The following is a 14,051-nucleotide window of genomic DNA, read 5'->3' on the forward strand; positions in this document are numbered from 1 at the left end:
TCGAACCCGTGATCGGCCATCTCAAAGCCGAGCATCGAATGGGCCGAAACTATCTCTGGTACCGCCAAGGCGACGCTGCCAACGCCATCCTCGCAGCTGCCGGCTACAACTTCCGCCGCCTGATCCGCTGGCTCAGGCTTTTGTTGTGCCAGATACTCCTCGCCCTTATGGCAACGATTCAACCCGCTCCGGCTTAAAACCGGCGTTCTTCACGGACGACTAGGCGGCGCGGCTGCCGTACATGCTGGAGATGAGCTTCCAGCAGGTCGAGTTGAAGCTGAGCAAGGCGCGGCTGGCGGTGAACGGTGCCGCTGCGAGCTCGGCGAGCTCGGCTTCAGGCGTCTTGGCTAAATCGATCGTGCCGGTCGATTCACCGTGCCGGAACTGCAAATGCGCCCCGAACTTCCTAGCCAGCGCGCGCATGGCGTGATTTTCCGCGCCGGTGGTGATGCGCAGGCGCTTGTGGCCCTTCCAGCGCGCTTCCGCGATCAGCCGGCCGAACAGTACGGTGCCGACGTTCTGGCGGCGCGCCAAGGCTTCCACGCTGAAGGCAACCTCGGGCAGCGAATCGTGCTCCGGCGGATGCAGCTCGGCCGCACCGCGGACCACGCCGTCGACGATATAGGCGACGATCACGGTACCGTCCTCGGCGCAGCGGGCGGCGTATCGCTCGATAAAACTGTCGTCGAGAAAGCCGTTGAAACGGTCGTGCCGGCTCTCGGCATCGAGCCTTAGCAGGTGATCGCGCAAAAGCGGCAATTCTTCCTGCTGGCTCAGGGTCCGCACATAGCCCGGAACGGGAGGCGTGCGGACGGTGTCTTCAAGTGCCAAATCTGCTTTGAGTGACAAGTCAAAACTCCTCTTGGTGTCCCTCGAGGAGGCGTTCGAATCCCTAGGCCTCCTATATTGTGCATCGCAGCAAATTTTTCAAGACGGGAACCTGATGAAGTTTCGGGCACCGGAAGCGACCAATTCGTTAACGAAATCAAGGTCCCGTATTCATACGAGGACGAGCTGCGTCTGGGTCACCACGGCGACCAGCTTGCCGTCCTCGGTCTCCAACCGGGTGGTCCAGACTTGGGTCCGCCGTCCCCGATGGACCGGTGTCGCGGTGGCGATGACCGTAGTTCCCTCCTTCGCCCCGCCGATGAAGTTGGTCTTGCTCTCCAGCGTCGTGGTGCCCTTGGCGTCCTCCGGCAGGTTGATCACGGTCGCCGCCGCGCCAACGGAATCCGCGAGCGCCATCACCGCGCCGCCGTGGATGGTGTGGTGGAGCGTGCAGAGATCGGGCCTGACCGTCATCCGCGCCACCACGCGGTCCTTCCCGGCCTCGACGAACTCGACACCCTTGAGTTCGGCAAACGGCATCTTCATCGCTTTGAGTTTCTCCAGCGGCGTCATCGGATCTCCTCTCAATTCATTGTTGTCTCAGCGTGAATTGCTTCGCGCGGCAAAGCAATGACGTCCGAGGTAATGGCCTGCTGACATCGGTCATCCGGCCGTACGCGATGGCCGCATCGTCGAGATCAAGTCGCCGGTGTTTCGTCGCAAGGGCTCCTCGCAATGACGCCTGGAGAGACGCCCCTCCTCACGTCACCGCATTCACGACTTGGTACTCCGGCCGTCGCCACACCTCCCCTACGATCACCTCCTCGATGATCCCGGCCGCCTTCAGCACTTCGCTCTCCCCAATATACAGCGGCGTAATCCCGAACCTCATGATGTCGGGTGCGCGGAAATCGCCGATGACGCCTCCAGCAATCAGCGCCTGCATGGCGGCGTAGCCGCCGTCGAAGGCGAAGGAGACTTGTGAACCGCGACGCTCGTGCGCGCGCGGGGTGACGAGCTTGAGCTCCGGGCAGCGGCGTTCGACCTCGGCGATCAGGAGATCGCCGATCGCCAGCGAGCGCGCGCGGACCTCCGCGATGTCGACCCTGTCCCAGATGTCGAGCGAGGCCTCCAGCGCCGCCATTGCCAGCACCGGCGGGGTGCCGACGCGCATGCGCTCGACGCCGCCTGCAGCCGCATAGGCGAGTTCGAACGCAAACGGTTTTGCGTGGCCCATCCAGCCGGACAGAGCAGCGCGCGCGCTGTCGGCATGGCGCGGCGCGACATAGAGGAAGGCCGGCGCGCCGGGGCCGGCGTTGAGGTATTTGTAGGTGCAGCCGGCGGCGAAATCGGCACCGCAGCCAGCCAGATCGACCGGCAGCGCGCCGGCCGAATGCGCGAGGTCCCAGACAGTGACGATGCCGAGCGCATGCGCCTTCGCCGTCAGCTTCGCCATGTCGTGGCGCCGTCCGGTGCGGTAGTCGACCTCGGTGATGTAGAGGACAGCGACCTCCTCCGACAGCGCGGCCTCGATCGCCTCCGGCGCTACCAGGCGCAATTGATGGCCGCGGCCGAGCGTCGCGATCAGGCCCTCGGCCATGTAGAGATCGGTCGGAAAGTTTCCGGTGTCGGACAGAACGACCTTGCGCGACGCGTTCATGTCGAGCGCGGCGGCAAGTGCCTGATAGACTTTGAGCGACAGCGTATCTCCGACCATCACGGAGCCGGCTTCCGCGCCGATCAGGCGCGCGATGCGATCGCCGACACGGCGCGGCTGGACATACCAGTCCGCACTGTTCCAGGCGCGGATCAGCTCGTTGCCCCATTCGGCGGTGATGACGCGGTTGACGCGCTCGACAACGCCAAGCGGCAGCGCGCCGAGCGAATTGCCGTCAAGATAGATCACGCCATCGGGCAAATGAAACAAGGCCCTGGTGTCGTCATAGACACGAAGCTTGGTCATAGGCATCTCTACAGAACCGTGCGCACGCGCCAGAGTTCGGGGAACAGCTCGACCTCCAGCATGCGCTTGAGATAGCTGACGCCGCCGGTGCCGCCGGTGCCACGCTTGAAGCCGATGACGCGCTCGACCGTCGTGACATGGTTGAAGCGCCAGCGGCGGAAGTAGTCCTCGAAATCGACCAGCTTCTCGGCAAGCTCGTAGAGCATCCAGTGCGTCGCCGGCGCCTCGTAGACAATACGCCAGGCCTGCAGCACGCCCTCGTTGAAGCTGTGGGTCTCGCGAACGTCGCGCGCCAGCACGGCCGCAGGCATCTTGAGCCCGCTGCGGTCGGCCAGCCGCAGCACCTCGTCGTACAGGCTTGGCGTCGCAAGCTCGGCTTCGAGCAGCGTGGTCGTTTCCACATCGTGCGCGTGCGGCTTGAGCATGGCATGGTTGCGGTTGCCGAGCAGAAATTCGATCAGCCTGTACTGACGCGACTGGAAGCCCGAGGACTGGCCAAGCTGCGAGCGGAAGCGCGTGTACTCGCTGGGCGTCATCGTGCGCAGCACATCCCAGGCGCCGTTGAGCTGCTCGAAAATGCGCGACATCCGCGCCAGCATCTTCATCGCAGGCTGCACCTCGTCCCGCGAGATTGCGCGGCGCGCGGCGCTGAGCTCGTGGATGGCAAGCCGCATCCACAACTCGGTGGTCTGATGCTGGATGATGAACAGCATCTCGTCATGCGCTTTCGACAGCGGATGCTGCGCGCCGAGGATCGCATCCAGCGCCAGATAGTTGCCGTAGGACATGCGCCGGGCGAAATCGGTCTCGGCGCCTTCGCTTGCAGGATCGTAATCGCTGGACGTCATGACAGGCCCTCTCGATCGATCATCCTTTTGGCCACGGTTCAGTCGAGACCGACCAGGCGCGCCGTGATCGGCGACGACGGATCCTTCAGCCCGTCGATCACGGTGAAATGGTTCAGCCCGGGATCGACGACGAGGCGCGTCGGCACGTCGAAACCGGTCCAGACATTGGCCATCAGGTCGGACTGGCGGATGAATTCCGGCCGCTCGCCGCCGCCCACCCATGCGGTCAGAGGCGAATACCCGCGCGGCAGATGCAGCGCCGCGCTTTCGAGCGTCGCCTCCTCCATGGTCATGCGCAGCGTCTCATTCATCTTTGTCTTCAAGAGCGGGCGCAGATCGTGGAGGCCGCTGATCGAGAGCGTTCCGGCGATGCGATTGTAGACGGCGGGCTCGAGCCCGCTGTCGTCACAGAGCATGCGCATGACGAGATGGCCGCCGGCGGAGTGGCCGGCGAGCCGGATCGGGCCTGTGACGAGCGAGGCCGCCTTGGCGATGGCGGCAGTGATCTCAGCGGTGATGTCCGAAATGCGCGCCGCGGGCGTCAGCGTGTAGCTCGGCAGCGCCACGGTCCAGCCGTGATGCCGCGCGCCTTCGGCAAGATCAGTCCATATCGACTTGTCGAAGCGCATCCAGTAGCCGCCGTGCACGAAGACGACGAGGCCCTTGCTGTCGCCATCGGGCAGGATGAGATCGAGGCGCTGGCGCCCACCCGAGCCATAAGCGATGTCTGGACGGAAATCCTTCAGCCCGGCGCGGTAAGCCGCCGCCCGCTCCGCCCATTGCGCCGGCATCTTGTCCGAGCCCGGGATATGGGCCGAATTGGCATAAGCATCATCCCAATCGCGCATCGCAACTCCCAAGGACTCAGCCCCCACGAACCGGCCGCCAGTCTGCCACCGGCGCGGCCGGCATCCTAGTCTTTATTTTAAGCTTAAAGTATTTGGATGCGCCTGTTTCGGGGCACCGAGTTGCCCTGACCGAAACGCCGTAGGGTAGGCAAAGCAAAGCATGCCCACCATGCAGAGCGCGAACTGCGAAAGATGGTGGGCATGGCGCAATAGCGCCTTTGCCCACCCTACGGATTGCGGCCTACGCCTTCTCCACCCCGCACCAATCCGCGATGAACAGCGCCATCGCCTTGGTCGACTTCTTCAGCGAGTCCAGATCGACATATTCGTTGAAGCCGTGCATCTCGCCGCCGCTCGCGCCGAAGCAGAGGCTCGGGATACCGTGGTTGAGGCCGTAGAAGCGGGTGTCGGTGAGCGCAGTGAAGACGAGGTCTTCGACTGCGCCCCCATAGACCTTATCGAACGCCTTGCCGAACGCGGCCTCCGGCGCGGCGGCATCCGTCAGTTCATAGCCTTCCGACAAAAAGCCCGACCATTCGATCTCTGGTGGATTGTTGGCGAGAAAGCGGTGGTTGCGCGCGGCAGCCGCAACGCAGGCCATGATTTCCTTCTGGTGGTCGGCGATCGACCAGCCCGGCAACACTGCGATCCGGCAATCGACGTCGCACCAGGCCGGCACGCTCGAGGCCCAGTCGCCGCCCTTGATAATGCCGGGGTTGAAGTTGATGGGATGGTTCAGCGTCTTGAAGTGCCGATCAGTTTTCGCGCGCTCGTTCCACTCGATCTCGAGTTTTTGCAGCGCCTGGATCAGATGATAGGCCGCCATGATTGCGTTCGCGCCGGAGCCGGCGAAGGCAACGTGGGTAGGATGGCCCTTCACGCGCAGGCGAAACCAGATCACGCCGACCTGCGAGCGCACCATCTTGCCGCCGGTCGGCTCCGGGATGAAGCAGGCGTCCGCACGATAGCCGCGCTGCAATGTCGAGAGCGCGCCGACGCCGGTGCTCTCCTCCTCGATCACCGACTGGACGTGGATCCGCGCCGTCGGCTTGAGGCCCGCGGCCTTGATCGCATCGAGCGCATAGAGCGCGCCGATCGTGCCGGACTTCATGTCGCAGGCCCCGCGGCCGAACATCTTGCCGTCCTTGATGACGGGCGAAAATGGCGGGGTGTCCCACAGTTCCAGCGGCCCCGCGGGCACGACGTCGCAGTGTCCCTGAAGGATCAGCGATTTGCCGCCGTTCGTCTGCGGACGGTAGGTACCCACCACCGAGCGCGCCTTCGAAAAGTCGTGCTCGATCGGGCCGAAGCCGCGCAGATCCTTGAGATCGTCGACGTTGATGTGCCAGTCGTCGACCTCATAGCCGCGCGCGCGCAGGAGGTCGCCGATCATGTCCTGGCACGGCCCTTCCGCCCCGCGGGTCGAAGGGATCGCGACGAAATCGCGTGTGGTCGCAAGCTGGGCCTCGAAGCCGGCGTCGACGGCGTCAAGAATCCTCTGCTGTGTTTCGGTATTCATCAGGCAACTCCAGGCATTCGAATAGTCCAGGGAGCGCGCAAGCTAGCCGATTTCAGCCGTTCGGGTACTCCACAAAATAAGCATCCCGCAATGCATCTTCGAGCAGCCGGCCTTCCGAATAGCCGTCCAGCGTCGCAGGCCGGCTCACGCCGTCGAGCAGGCGCGGGCAAGGCTCGGGCGCGCCGAGCACGGTACGGACCGGAATGCGCTCGGCATAGATCGGCAACGCGTAGTCTTCGTCGTCATCGGCGACACCCTTGGCGCGGACTTTGGCCGAGGCCTCCTCGATCTCCATCGCGATGAAGGAGGTCGCCTTGATCTCCTGCGTGTTGCTCTGACGCAGGCTCGCGGTGCGGTCCGGGAAGAAGCGATCGACCATCGCGATCACTGCCCGCTCCTTCTCCTCGGGATCGGTGACGAGATAGGCGGAACCGAACGCCATCACGGCGCGGTAATCGGCGGAATGGTTGAAGCCGCAGCGCGCCAGCACCAGGCTGTCGAGATGGGCGACCGTCAGACAGACGCGCTCGCCCTTGGTCTGGTTGCGCAGCATGCGACTGGCGCTGCTCCCATGCCAATACAGCTTTGTCCCCTCGCGCCAGAAAAAGGTCGGCGTGCAATAGGGCTGGCCATCGATGACGTAGGACACGTGGCAGAGCATCGAGGAATCCAGGATGCGATGAACGGTGTCGTGATCGTAGAAGCCGCGGTCGTGACGGCGCTTGACCTGGTTGCGCGTTGACGTCGGATAGGAATGTTGGCTCTCAGTCTGGCTCACGACCGCTCCTGTCGGGATTGGAACAATTCCAGAGCAGTTGTAGCGGCCGATTTGGTCTGCGATAGTGCCAATTCCATGCAAAAAATTCCAACCAATTCTCCCTCGCCCGCCAAGGCCGAGCTGGCGCTCGACCTCACCGGTCCGCACATCACGGCCGGCGCCTCCGTTGCGCACCGATTGTATCAGGCGCTATGCGAGATGATCGTCTCCGGTCTCGTCAAGCCCGGCGAGCCGCTGCCGCCATCGCGGACCCTCGCGAAGCAAGCGGGCTTCCGCCGCAACGCCGTCGTCACCGCCTATGAACGGCTGATCGCCGACGGTTTTGCCGACGCGACCGTTGGCTCCGGAACGTTCGTTGCCGCGCGCATCCCCGCGCGCGCCGCCGAGCCGAAGAAGCCGAAGGCCGTCGTCGAAGCACCGCGGCAGGGCGCGTTCTCGCTCGGCTGCACCCATATCGACGAGCGCGCGGTGCAGCGCTTCCGCGCCTTTGTCGGGCGGCGCATGCGCGCGTTCGGGCCTGAGCATCTGCACTATGGCGATCCGCGCGGCAGCCGCGAGTTGCGTGCCGCAATCGCCGATCATCTGTTGTCGGCGCGCGGCCTGCGCTGCGATCCCGATCAGATCATGCTGACATCGGGCACGCTGCATGCGCTACGCATCGTGCTGAGTGCGATCCTGAGGCCCAACGACCAGGTCTGGTGCGAGGACCCGGGTTACCCCGCCGCACGCAAGACCATCGCGCATTGCGGCTATCGCGCCGTGCCCGTTCCAGTCGACGCGCATGGGATGCGTATCGCCAAAGGCCGCACTGCGGCACCCACTGCGCGCGCGGCCTATGTGACGCCGTCGCATCAGTTTCCGCTGGGCGTGCAGATGTCGATGCCGCGGCGGCTCGAGTTGCTCGACTGGGCCAGGCAGGCCGGCGCCTTCGTGCTGGAGGACGATTACGACAGCGAATTCCGCTATGACGGCGCGCCGCTGATGTCGCTTGCCGGCATCGATCATCTCCAGCGCGTGATCTATATGGGCACCTTCGCCAAGACGCTGTTTCCGGGCCTGCGCATCGGCTATTGCGCCCTGCCCGAGCGCCTGATTGCGGACGTGACGGCCGCGCGCGCTGCGCTCGACCGGTTTCCCGGCACGCTGATGGAAGGCGCGGTGGCCGACATGCTCAATTCCGGCGCGTTCGCCGCGAACCTGAAGCGCGTGCGAAAACGCTATCGCGAGGCGCGGGATGCGCTGGCCGAGACGCTGGAAGCAGCATCCGACGGCGCGCTGTCGGTGCCGGTGCCGTCGCAAGGGCTGCACCTCGTCGCCCGGTTCGATCCGTCGGTCGATCTTGCGGTCGCAGCACAGGCGAAGCAGGCCGCCGGCGCGGAAGGCTGGCTGCTCGCGGACACCTATTCGCGCGCAAGCCCCCTGCCTGGTTTCGTGCTGGGATTTTCGGGGCACCCGGTTCCCGGGCTTATCGCGTCCGCCAAACAGCTCGCCCGGGAATCGCGTGCCGCCATGCGCGCCGCGAGCAAATCGGCCCGGCGGGCGTGACGAAGTTCACTATCAGAATCGCCAGGTGATCCCTACATTGCGGCATCGATCCCGGGACCTTTCGCCATGCGTCTACGCCGTGCTGCCCGCCTCTCGCTCCTGATCTCCATCGCGCTCACCACGACGGCGCACGCCGTCACTATCGGCCGTGAACAGGACATCGTCGATCTCAAGCTCGGCCAGCGCGTGCAAGTAGATGACGGAACCTGCCCCGCCGGACAGGTCAAGGAAGTGCGCGGTGCGAAAATGACCGAAAAGGGCGTGGCGCGGACCAGTGCCTGCGTGCCGCGCTACGGTCCGAAATCGAAGTGATGGTTACGACTTCGCCGGGTCGAACATACACTGCAAGGTCGGCTTGGCAATCTTGGTGAAGGTGGGGCCGATCTCGCCGTGCTTGGACGCCGGCACCCAATCAGTCTCGATCGTTGGCACACCGGTCTCGCTGATGCCCCGCAACAGCGCCTCGCGCAGATCGCGGTCGTCGACGGCCGCGGCGGCGTGATCATGCAGGCAGCCGCAGACCTCCTCGGGATGCTCCCAGCGCCCGTGCATCCGCGGCGCACACTGACGCACGAACTCGCTGCGGGGATCCGGTAGTCTGGAGGGAGCGCGCACCTGCGCCTGAGCGGCACTGATCGTCAGAAGGGATACGAGCGCTGCGGCGCAGAACCGAACAATCATGATGGCCTTTATCGGCTGATTTTTCTTGGCAGCGATCAGAAGCGCGCGGCAACCACGATCGGCTGCGGCGCCGTGATGGTCACCGATGAGCCGCTGTACAGGAAGGTGCCGACACCCGGCAGATTGCCGTCCGGCGCCCCCGCGAACGACGAGCCGGCGAGCACAAAACCGAAGCCAAGGACGAAGCTGAGCGCGCGCATGGTCTTGTCTCCGAATTCCGTGGCCGGCGGTGCGCCGTCGTCGTTGTGAAGCTGATAACCATGGGCGGTTTCGCGCGTGATGCGCCAAGAGCGGAAAATGGTTTCGTCTACGCGAGAATTGTTTCGTCGCGCCCTGGGCAACGAAACATTCGGCAAAAAATCCCAATCATTTCAGAAGGGGCGCCCGTGGCTCAAAGCGTTTGGCAAGCTTCGTTCAGGGACGAAAACGGGCTGGGCAAGGGCGCGGCCATATCAGCGCCTTCCAGGCTTCACATGCATTTTACGTTTTTCTGCTGAAGAGAACCCAAATGAAGGCAGACCCCGTCGAACCGGGGGCGCGTCGGCTGCGACCCACGCCATCGAAACCAGAAGCCCGGACCAGTACCGGGCGCGTTCATTTGAGGGATGGCCATCATGATGGCGCAAGATCGCGCAACGGCGCGCGGCGCGGACCAAGGGACGGACCAAGGGACGGACCGCGGGGATCAACGATCTGTTCGCAGCAGCGCCACGTCGCCTGGCGAAATGGCGCTGCAATCGAGCCGCTGCTTCGAGGCCGCGCCGCAGACATTCGTGCGGCTGACCGGCTCGCATCTTGCCAAACCGCGCGTCAGCCGCGCCATCGTCACTGAGTGAAGAACTCGCCGCACTTCTGGACGTTTGCGTCAGCCGGTCCCCACGGCATGATCGGCACAGTTGAAGTCGAGTTCTTCGGCGAGCCCTCGATCAGCTTGTCCGAATAGACCATGTAGACCAGCACATTGCGCTTGGCGTCACAGCCGCGCACGATTTGCATCTTTTTGAAGAACAGCGAGCGGCGTTGGCGGAACATGTCGTCGCCCTGCTCCATTTTGTTCTTGAACTTGATCGGACCAACCTGCCGGCAGGCGAGCGAAACATCGGAGACCTCCTCGGCAAGCCCGAGCCAGCCCTTGAAGCCGCCCTTCTCGGGCACCGTGAAATGACAGGCCACGCCCTCGACCTCGGGATCGTCGACGCCATAGGTCGCGAGCTTGTCATTCGGGCTGACCCACTTGAACACGGTCGAGCGGCGGAAAATCAGATCCGGCTCGTCGGCAGCCAGGGCGGACGCCACCGGCACGGTCAAGGCCAGGAGGAATAAAGCGAGGCCTTTCAAGCGGATGCCGGAAAGACCGGGGAAACGAGATGACATGAAGTTCTCCGGTAATAAGTCCCAGCAATGTAGGCATGCAACAGCCGGTCAGGAAGACGACGGGCAAGCCGACACGGCCGCCGTTTACCGCTCCGTGAGGCTTTTTTGCTACGTCTTGGACAAAAGCAGCTGACGGCAGAACCGCCGTGCTGGTGAACGCGTATTCCCTTTGAGAGACTAACATCTGATTTGGATTGTGGATTCGAGGAATGAACAGCGTGAACTGGTCCCGTTTTACCGCCACGCCGGCCCGGCTGTGGCAGGTCGCCATTTTGACGGCGGCGGGTGCGATAGGCTCGACCAGCCCGGCAGACGCGGCGTTCTACTACTGGAGCGATTACTCGGACGGGTCCTACGCCTCGCGGCAGGAGCGGCATCCCGACATTCCCCGACAGAAGCCACAGAAGCGCAGTGCGGCCGGCAAGAACGCCGCTGAGAAGGAAGCCGGCACCAAGCCGCAAGGTCCGCTCGTGATCGTCGTGTCAATCGGCCGGCAGAAGGTGACGGTCTACGATACCAGCGGCGTGTTTGCGGAATCCCCGGTGTCGACAGGCATGAAGGGCCATTCGACGCCGATGGGCGTGTTCAGCGTGATCCAGAAGCACAAATTCCATCACTCCAACATCTATAGCGGCGCGCCGATGCCGTACATGCAGCGGATCACCTGGTCCGGCATCGCCATGCATGCGGGCGTGCTGCCGGGTTATCCGGCCTCGCACGGCTGCATCCGCATGCCAATGGCGTTCGCGGTGAAGATGTGGAACTGGACCAGGATGGGCGCGCGCGTGATTGTCTCGCCCGGCCAGATGACGCCGCAAAATTTCTCGCATCCCCTGCTCGCCTCGGTGCGCGTGCCGCCGCAGCCCGCCGCCAGCCTGGCGCCGCAGACCAATGTCGGCGACAAGGCCGACAAGGGCGCCCCGCAAACCAAAATCAGCGAAGCAATACCTGACGAGACGAAGACCGCCAGCGCCGGCGGCGTGCTCCAGCTCCGCGCGTCGGTCGGCCACATCGTGATGTCGGATGTGACCACCGGCAATGCGTCGGACCGCGAGCAAACAGCCGCACCATCGGACAAGGAAGCGACGCCTGTTGAGACCGCGGAGGCGTCCAAGGCGTCGATCGCCGCCGACGACAAGCCTGCCGGCAAGGTCGAGGCCGCCAAGTCCGAACCGGCGGATGCGCCGAAGCCCGAAACCGCAAAGTCCGAGCCGGCAGCAGCAGAGCCGGCCAAGATTGAAGCAGCCGAGATCGCGAAGAAGCCGGACGCGGCCGTAACGGCTACAGCGCCTGCGCCTGATGCCAAGAAAGACGAGATCCGCGTTGCCGATCCCGCGCCAGCGGCAAAGCCGGAGGCGCCCAGGCGGGCGGGCCAGATTGCCGTCTTCATCAGCCGCAAGGATTCCAAGCTCTACGTGCGGCAGAACTTTGCGCCGTTGTTCGAGGTGCCCATCACGATCGCCGCGAGCGACCGGCCACTCGGCACGCACGTCTTCACCGCCGAGGTCGACAAGACCGACACCAATGCGCTGCATTGGTCGGTGGTGTCGATGCCGGTCTCCGCCCGCGCCGCCGCGCGCGAGGATGACAGCCGGGTGACACGCCGCGAGCGTGGTGCCGCCGTGATCCCCGTCGCCGCCAAGCCCGTGGCTACGCCGGACAGCCCGGCCGAGGCACTCGACCGCGTTTCGATCCCCGCCGACACCATGGCGAAGATCAACGAGATGCTGACATCGGGCGCCTCGATCATCATCTCCGACCAAGGCATTAACCAGGGCGAGACCGGCGAAGGCACCGACTTCATCGTCCGCCTGTACTGACGCGCCTCGCCGCGTCCGATAACGCGGTGTTGAGCAGGCCCGTCGCGCCGACGGAGTAAGGTGCATCACGTCGGGGTACGTTGCCATGCTGAACCGCAGGACCATGCTCGCCGCTCTTGTGGCGACGACCGCGTCTGCTACACGCGCGCTCGCCGATGGCGGCATGAGCCGGATCTCGGCCTACGCCTTCTCCTTCCCTGCATTGTCCGGCGACGACCTCCGCCTTGCGGCTTTCACGGGCAAGCCGCTGCTGGTCGTCAACACCGCTTCGCTCTGCGGCTACACTCCGCAATATGCCGGCCTGCAAGAGCTCTGGAATGAGTTTCGCGCGCGCGGGCTCACCGTGATCGGGGTGCCCTCCAACGATTTCGGTGCCCAGGAGCCAGGCGGCACGAGCGAAACCATGCAGACCGCGCACCACCAATATGGCGTTACCTTCCCGATCACCGCCAAGTCTGTCGTGGTCGGCGCGAAGGCGCATCCGTTCTACAAATGGGCTGCAGAGGTGCGCCCGCGCGAGGTTCCGCGCTGGAACTTCCACAAATACCTGATCGGCCGGGACGGCTATATCACCGAGGTCTTTTCGTCGGCGATCGAACCGGCTGACACGCGGATCAAGACGGCCATCGCAAGGGCGCTGGCCGATAGCTGACGATCCTCGCTCCAATCCGGCTGGGCACAATTGTGGCGGAGCGTGAAACAGCCGTTGCAATGGCGAGGGCCCACCATCTAGGCTAGGGTCATGAGGGACAGGATGGTTTTGCCGGAGGCGAAAAGCCACGGCGGAACAACGGGATCAATCTCGAGGACATCACCATGCGTGTGGCGGCAGGACTGATTTTAGCAAGCGCGATGTCGGTTGCGTTGACGAGCGCGGCGTGGTCGCAGACCCCGGCAGCAAAGCCCGCAGCCGCCACGCAAGCAGCCCCCGCGGCGACACCGGCCGCTTCCGCGCCCGCGGCGGCTCCGGCAGCCGCTCCCGCAGTGGCCGCCGCCCCGGCGGGCTTCGTCAATCCGCCCCCGCCGCGACAGGCGCCGCAGCCGGCGCGCGCAGCCTGCAACACGCCGGGCGCACTCGGGGTCGCCCGCACGGTCGAGATCGACACGACCGGCGGTCCCGGCTTCGGCTTCGAGCATTTCAAGGAGCTCGACTTCCTGCGCGAGCATGAGGTGGTGCTGACCTTCGACGATGGTCCCTGGCCGAAGAACACGCCCGCGGTGCTGAAGGCGCTGGCCGACGAATGCACCACTGGCATTTTCTTCTCCATCGGCAAGCATGCGACCTATGAGCCGGAGATCCTGAAGCAGGTCTACGCAGCTGGCCACACGGTGGGCGCACACACCTGGTCGCACGCCAACCTCAACAACAAGAAGCTTACCGAGCAGCAGCGCAAGGAAGAGATCGAGAAGGGATTCTCGGCAGTGAAGTGGGCACTCGGCGGCATCTCGCCCTCGCCGTTCTTCCGCTTCCCGGCGCTCCAGCATCCGCCGGAGATGGTCACTTATCTCGGCAACCGCAACGTCGCGATCTTCTCGTGCGACATCGACTCCTTCGATTTCAAGGCGTCCAAGCCCGAGAAGGTCGTCGAAACCGTGATGAAGAAGCTCGACACCAGGGGCAAGGGCATCATCCTGATGCACGACTTCCAGAAGCATACCGCGGAAGCCCTGCCGGAGCTGCTCAAGCGCCTGAAGGCCGGCGGCTACAAGGTGGTGGCGATGCGCGCCAAGTTCCCGGCGTCGACGCTGCCGGAATACGACCAGGAGCTGCTCAAGGACGTCAAGCTGCCGACGGTGAGTCAGCGCCCGGTCAATTCCGTGGTGACGACCGTTTCCGAATAGCCGGC

General features: G+C 64.4%; 16 protein-coding genes and 1 pseudogene. 7 read left to right on the plus strand and 10 right to left on the minus strand.

The genetic code is table 11. The features are described from left to right. Positions 1-197 (plus strand): annotated as a pseudogene (locus tag IVA80_RS16930) (IS5/IS1182 family transposase); the annotation flags it as partial. Between the two features lie 22 nt (positions 198-219). Here IVA80_RS16930 and IVA80_RS16935 read toward each other — a convergent pair. The 7 genes from IVA80_RS16935 to IVA80_RS16965 form a co-directional block, all read right to left on the minus strand. Further along, positions 220-831, minus strand: a complete 612-nt coding sequence (locus IVA80_RS16935; RefSeq protein ID WP_247432840.1) for a GNAT family N-acetyltransferase — start codon at positions 829-831, stop codon at positions 220-222. A 168-nt stretch (positions 832-999) separates the two neighbouring features. Continuing rightward, positions 1,000-1,401: a PaaI family thioesterase gene (locus tag IVA80_RS16940; RefSeq protein ID WP_027569725.1), complete on the minus strand. Its 402-nt coding sequence runs from the start codon at positions 1,399-1,401 to the stop codon at positions 1,000-1,002. Positions 1,402-1,588: 187 nt separating this feature from the next. Then, entirely contained in the window at positions 1,589-2,791 is a 1,203-nt protein-coding gene (gene kynU, locus IVA80_RS16945) for a kynureninase (protein ID WP_247432277.1), read from the minus strand. An 8-nt stretch (positions 2,792-2,799) separates the two neighbouring features. Then, positions 2,800-3,639, minus strand: a complete 840-nt coding sequence (gene kynA, locus IVA80_RS16950) for a tryptophan 2,3-dioxygenase (RefSeq protein ID WP_247432280.1) — start codon at positions 3,637-3,639, stop codon at positions 2,800-2,802. 38 nt (positions 3,640-3,677) lie between these two features. Beyond that, positions 3,678-4,487, minus strand: a complete 810-nt coding sequence (locus IVA80_RS16955) for an alpha/beta hydrolase (protein WP_247432283.1) — start codon at positions 4,485-4,487, stop codon at positions 3,678-3,680. Positions 4,488-4,728: 241 nt separating this feature from the next. Further along, complete coding sequence (locus IVA80_RS16960) at positions 4,729-6,006, minus strand: ArgE/DapE family deacylase (protein WP_247432285.1); 1,278 nt, start codon at positions 6,004-6,006, stop codon at positions 4,729-4,731. A 52-nt stretch (positions 6,007-6,058) separates the two neighbouring features. Beyond that, positions 6,059-6,784: a pyridoxamine 5'-phosphate oxidase family protein gene (locus tag IVA80_RS16965; RefSeq protein WP_247432288.1), complete on the minus strand. Its 726-nt coding sequence runs from the start codon at positions 6,782-6,784 to the stop codon at positions 6,059-6,061. Between the two features lie 75 nt (positions 6,785-6,859). Here IVA80_RS16965 and IVA80_RS16970 point away from each other — a divergent pair, with 75 nt between their 5' ends. After that, positions 6,860-8,329, plus strand: coding sequence for a PLP-dependent aminotransferase family protein (locus tag IVA80_RS16970; RefSeq protein ID WP_247432291.1), 1,470 nt, complete (start codon positions 6,860-6,862; stop codon positions 8,327-8,329). A gap of 66 nt (positions 8,330-8,395) precedes the next feature. Beyond that, positions 8,396-8,641, plus strand: coding sequence for a DUF6719 family protein (locus IVA80_RS16975; RefSeq protein WP_247432294.1), 246 nt, complete (start codon positions 8,396-8,398; stop codon positions 8,639-8,641). A gap of 3 nt (positions 8,642-8,644) precedes the next feature. Here IVA80_RS16975 and IVA80_RS16980 read toward each other — a convergent pair whose 3' ends face one another. Both IVA80_RS16980 and IVA80_RS16985 read right to left on the minus strand, forming a co-directional pair. After that, positions 8,645-9,010: a hypothetical protein gene (locus IVA80_RS16980; protein WP_247432297.1), complete on the minus strand. Its 366-nt coding sequence runs from the start codon at positions 9,008-9,010 to the stop codon at positions 8,645-8,647. A 35-nt stretch (positions 9,011-9,045) separates the two neighbouring features. Continuing rightward, complete coding sequence (locus IVA80_RS16985) at positions 9,046-9,210, minus strand: hypothetical protein (RefSeq protein WP_247432300.1); 165 nt, start codon at positions 9,208-9,210, stop codon at positions 9,046-9,048. Between the two features lie 414 nt (positions 9,211-9,624). On the opposite strand from IVA80_RS16985, the gene IVA80_RS16990 reads away from it, so the two are divergent. Further along, positions 9,625-9,846, plus strand: coding sequence for a hypothetical protein (locus IVA80_RS16990; RefSeq protein ID WP_247432844.1), 222 nt, complete (start codon positions 9,625-9,627; stop codon positions 9,844-9,846). On the opposite strand, the gene IVA80_RS16995 is transcribed toward IVA80_RS16990, so the two are convergent. Continuing rightward, positions 9,836-10,384 (minus strand): CreA family protein, encoded by a 549-nt coding sequence (locus IVA80_RS16995; RefSeq protein WP_247432303.1) that lies wholly within the window; start codon positions 10,382-10,384, stop codon positions 9,836-9,838. The two genes, IVA80_RS16990 and IVA80_RS16995, sit on opposite strands and share 11 nt — an antisense overlap. 209 nt (positions 10,385-10,593) lie before the next feature. Here IVA80_RS16995 and IVA80_RS17000 point away from each other — a divergent pair, with 209 nt between their 5' ends. The 3 genes from IVA80_RS17000 (at position 10,594) to IVA80_RS17010 (ending at position 14,046) form a co-directional block, all read left to right on the plus strand. After that, the gene (locus tag IVA80_RS17000) at positions 10,594-12,204 is read left to right on the plus strand and encodes a L,D-transpeptidase (RefSeq protein ID WP_247432306.1); all 1,611 of its coding nucleotides are present in this window, start codon (positions 10,594-10,596) and stop codon (positions 12,202-12,204) included. A gap of 85 nt (positions 12,205-12,289) precedes the next feature. Then, positions 12,290-12,856: a glutathione peroxidase gene (locus IVA80_RS17005; protein WP_247432309.1), complete on the plus strand. Its 567-nt coding sequence runs from the start codon at positions 12,290-12,292 to the stop codon at positions 12,854-12,856. Positions 12,857-13,020: 164 nt separating this feature from the next. Then, the gene (locus IVA80_RS17010) at positions 13,021-14,046 is read left to right on the plus strand and encodes a polysaccharide deacetylase family protein (RefSeq protein ID WP_247432312.1); all 1,026 of its coding nucleotides are present in this window, start codon (positions 13,021-13,023) and stop codon (positions 14,044-14,046) included. Positions 14,047-14,051 lie beyond the last annotated feature (5 nt).

Source organism: Bradyrhizobium sp. 139 (assembly GCF_023074175.1).
Taxonomy (GTDB): domain Bacteria; phylum Pseudomonadota; class Alphaproteobacteria; order Rhizobiales; family Xanthobacteraceae; genus Bradyrhizobium.

Bases quoted from the DNA above. Each gene is read 5' to 3' on its own strand.
- IVA80_RS16940 (WP_027569725.1), bottom strand. From the start codon at position 1,401: ATGACGCCGCTGGAGAAACTCAAAGCGATGAAGATGCCGTTTGCCGAA.
- kynU (WP_247432277.1), bottom strand. From the start codon at position 2,791: ATGACCAAGCTTCGTGTCTATGACGACACCAGGGCCTTGTTTCATTTG.
- kynA (WP_247432280.1), bottom strand. From the start codon at position 3,639: ATGACGTCCAGCGATTACGATCCTGCAAGCGAAGGCGCCGAGACCGAT.
- IVA80_RS16955 (WP_247432283.1), bottom strand. From the start codon at position 4,487: ATGCGCGATTGGGATGATGCTTATGCCAATTCGGCCCATATCCCGGGC.
- IVA80_RS16960 (WP_247432285.1), bottom strand. From the start codon at position 6,006: ATGAATACCGAAACACAGCAGAGGATTCTTGACGCCGTCGACGCCGGC.
- IVA80_RS16970 (WP_247432291.1), top strand. From the start codon at position 6,860: ATGCAAAAAATTCCAACCAATTCTCCCTCGCCCGCCAAGGCCGAGCTG.
- IVA80_RS16975 (WP_247432294.1), top strand. From the start codon at position 8,396: ATGCGTCTACGCCGTGCTGCCCGCCTCTCGCTCCTGATCTCCATCGCG.
- IVA80_RS16980 (WP_247432297.1), bottom strand. From the start codon at position 9,010: ATGATTGTTCGGTTCTGCGCCGCAGCGCTCGTATCCCTTCTGACGATC.
- IVA80_RS16985 (WP_247432300.1), bottom strand. From the start codon at position 9,210: ATGCGCGCGCTCAGCTTCGTCCTTGGCTTCGGTTTTGTGCTCGCCGGC.
- IVA80_RS16990 (WP_247432844.1), top strand. From the start codon at position 9,625: ATGATGGCGCAAGATCGCGCAACGGCGCGCGGCGCGGACCAAGGGACG.
- IVA80_RS16995 (WP_247432303.1), bottom strand. From the start codon at position 10,384: ATGTCATCTCGTTTCCCCGGTCTTTCCGGCATCCGCTTGAAAGGCCTC.
- IVA80_RS17000 (WP_247432306.1), top strand. From the start codon at position 10,594: ATGAACAGCGTGAACTGGTCCCGTTTTACCGCCACGCCGGCCCGGCTG.
- IVA80_RS17005 (WP_247432309.1), top strand. From the start codon at position 12,290: ATGCTGAACCGCAGGACCATGCTCGCCGCTCTTGTGGCGACGACCGCG.
- IVA80_RS17010 (WP_247432312.1), top strand. From the start codon at position 13,021: ATGCGTGTGGCGGCAGGACTGATTTTAGCAAGCGCGATGTCGGTTGCG.